Consider the following 3,435-nt stretch of genomic DNA (forward strand, 5'->3'; position numbering starts at 1 on the left):
CCGCACCTTCAGAACCGCACAGTGGACGCGAAACAACCTGCAAGACAGTCGGTGGTGTGTGTCAAGCCCTCGGCCTATTAGTACCGGTCAGCTCCACCCCTCACAGGGCTTCCACCTCCGGCCTATCAACCCGCTGGTCTGGGCGGGGGCCTTACCCGGTTGACCCGGTGAGAGACCTCATCTTGAAGCGAGCTTCCCGCTTAGATGCTTTCAGCGGTTATCCCTGCCGAACGTAGCCAACCAGCAGTGCTCCTGGCGGAACAACTGGCACACCAGAGGTTCGTCCATCCCGGTCCTCTCGTACTAGGGACAGCTCTTCTCAAGTCTCTTACGCGCACGGCGGATAGGGACCGAACTGTCTCACGACGTTCTAAACCCAGCTCGCGTACCGCTTTAATGGGCGAACAGCCCAACCCTTGGGACCTACTCCAGCCCCAGGATGCGACGAGCCGACATCGAGGTGCCAAACCATCCCGTCGATATGGACTCTTGGGGAAGATCAGCCTGTTATCCCCGGGGTACCTTTTATCCGTTGAGCGACACCGCTTCCACATGCCGGTGCCGGGTCACTAGTCCCAGCTTTCGCTCCTGCTCGACCCGTCGGTCTCACAGTCAAGCTCCCTTGTGCACTTGCACTCGACACCTGATTGCCAACCAGGCTGAGGGAACCTTTGGGCGCCTCCGTTACATTTTTGGAGGCAACCGCCCCAGTTAAACTACCCACCTGACACTGTCCCTGATCCGGATCACGGACCGAGGTTAGACATCCAATTCGACCAGAGTGGTATTTCAACGACGACTCCACGAACACTGGCGTGCCCGCTTCACAGTCTCCCACCTATCCTACACAAACCGAACCGAACACCAATATCAAGCTATAGTGAAGGTCCCGGGGTCTTTCCGTCCTGCCGCGCGTAACGAGCATCTTTACTCGTAGTGCAATTTCGCCGAGCCTGTGGTTGAGACAGCTGAGAAGTCGTTACGCCATTCGTGCAGGTCGGAACTTACCCGACAAGGAATTTCGCTACCTTAGGATGGTTATAGTTACCACCGCCGTTTACTGGCGCTTGAGTTCTGAGCTTCGCCCTCGAAAGAGCTGACCCGTCCCCTTAACGTTCCAGCACCGGGCAGGCGTCAGTCCGTATACATCGTCTTTCGACTTCGCACGGACCTGTGTTTTTAGTAAACAGTCGCTTCTCACTGGTCTCTGCGACCACCACCCGCTCCCACCGCAAGGGTGTTCACGAGCAATGGCCCCCCTTCTCCCGAAGTTACGGGGGCATTTTGCCGAGTTCCTTAACCACAGTTCGCTCGATCGCCTTGGTATTCTCTACCTGACCACCTGAGTTGGTTTGGGGTACGGGCCGCTAAGAACTCGCTAGAGGCTTTTCTCGGCAGCATAGGATCATCCAATTCGCCTCATTCGGCTATGCGTCAGGCCTCACCCTGCATGCGGACCGGATTTACCTGATCCACGGGCCACACCCTTGCACCGGTACTACCACTCACCGGTAGGACTACCTTCCTGCGTCACCCCATCGCTTGCCTACTACCAGTCCAGGCCGCACGCTCCACCCCATCATCCCCGAAGGGACGTCAGAGGCTTCAGGTGCTTAGTATCGCTGGGTTCAGCATGGGCGTTCTTTCGCGGGTACGGGAATATCAACCCGTTGTCCATCGACTACGCCTGTCGGCCTCGCCTTAGGTCCCGACTCACCCTGGGCGGATTAGCCTGGCCCAGGAACCCTTGGTCATCCGGCGGGGGAGTTTCTCACTCCCCTTTCGCTACTCATGCCTGCATTCTCACTCGTGTGGCGTCCACGGCTGGATCACTCCGCCGCTTCCACCGCCACACGACGCTCCCCTACCCACCCCCACACCTGGCCACCAACCACAAGGGCTCATGACAGGCAACGCGGGAGTGCCATAGCTTCGGCGGTGTGCTTGAGCCCCGCTACATTGTCGGCGCGGAATCACTTGACCAGTGAGCTATTACGCACTCTTTCAAGGATGGCTGCTTCTAAGCCAACCTCCTGGTTGTCACTGCGACTCCACATCCTTTTCCACTTAGCACACGCTTAGGGGCCTTAGCTGATGATCTGGGCTGTTTCCCTCTCGACTACGAACCTTATCGCCCGCAGTCTCACTGCCACGCTCTCACTTACCGGCATTCGGAGTTTGGTTGACTTCAGTAACCTTGTGGGGCCCCTAGGCCATCCAGTGCTCTACCTCCGGCAAGAAACACGTGACGCTGCACCTAAATGCATTTCGGGGAGAACCAGCTATCACCGAGTTTGATTGGCCTTTCACCCCTACCCACAGCTCATCCCCTCCGTTTTCAACCGAAGTGGGTTCGGTCCTCCACGCGGTCTTACCCGCGCTTCAACCTGGCCATGGGTAGATCACTCGGCTTCGGGTCTAGAGCACGCGACTCACACGCCCTGTTCGGACTCGCTTTCGCTACGGCTACCCCACACGGGTTAACCTCGCCACGTACCACTAACTCGCAGGCTCATTCTTCAAAAGGCACGCAATCACCGCGCACCCGAAGGTGCATTGACGGCTCTCACGGCTTGTAGGCACACGGTTTCAGGTACTATTTCACTCCCCTCCCGGGGTACTTTTCACCTTTCCCTCACGGTACTTGTCCGCTATCGGTCACCAGGGAGTATTTAGGCTTAGCGGGTGGTCCCGCCAGATTCACACCGAATTTCACGGGCTCGGTGCTACTTGGGATACAACTCGGGAGGTCTCGTGTTTTCGTGTACGGGGCTCTCACCCTCTACGGCGACCCGTTCCAGTAGGCCTTCCACTAACAACGAGACTTTCTGACTCCCCGACAGTTCGGCAGAACCATCTGAATCGTCCCACGACCCCGACCACACAACGCCTGCCGGCTTGACATGCGATCGGTTTAGCCTCATCCGCTTTCGCTCGCCACTACTCACGGAATCACGGTTGTTTTCTCTTCCTGTGGGTACTGAGATGTTTCACTTCCCCACGTTCCCTCCACACGCCCTATATATTCAGGCGCGGGTCACACCACATGACTGGTGCGGGGTTCCCCCATTCGGAAATCCTCGGATCAATGCTCGGTTGACAGCTCCCCGAGGCTTATCGCAGCCTCCTACGTCCTTCATCGGCTCCTGGTGCCAAGGCATCCACCGTGTGCCCTTACTAACTTGAACACACAACAACCACCACACCCATGCACCCAGACCACCCACCCCGAAGAGCAGACAACCCAGACACACACGACATGGCAGCCACTTGTTCCCTACAAGATGCTCGCGTCCACTGTGCAGTTCTCAAAGTACGAACGATGACCACCCACACCCCACCACCAGCAACCACCACCACCCACCAGCACACCCCCGCAAGGGCAACCCAGTGAGACAACCAGTGACGACCCGGTATGACAGGAGGACAGCCCCC

At 57.8% G+C, this 3,435-nt stretch carries 1 rRNA gene; it reads right to left on the reverse strand.

Annotated features, from left to right (window positions below):
* Positions 1–57 precede the first annotated feature (57 nt).
* A 23S ribosomal RNA gene (locus tag G1H19_RS22275) occupies positions 58–3,188 on the reverse strand.
* Positions 3,189–3,435 lie beyond the last annotated feature (247 nt).

The organism is Goekera deserti, from assembly GCF_010685995.1.
GTDB classification, from domain to species: domain Bacteria; phylum Actinomycetota; class Actinomycetes; order Mycobacteriales; family Geodermatophilaceae; genus Goekera; species Goekera deserti.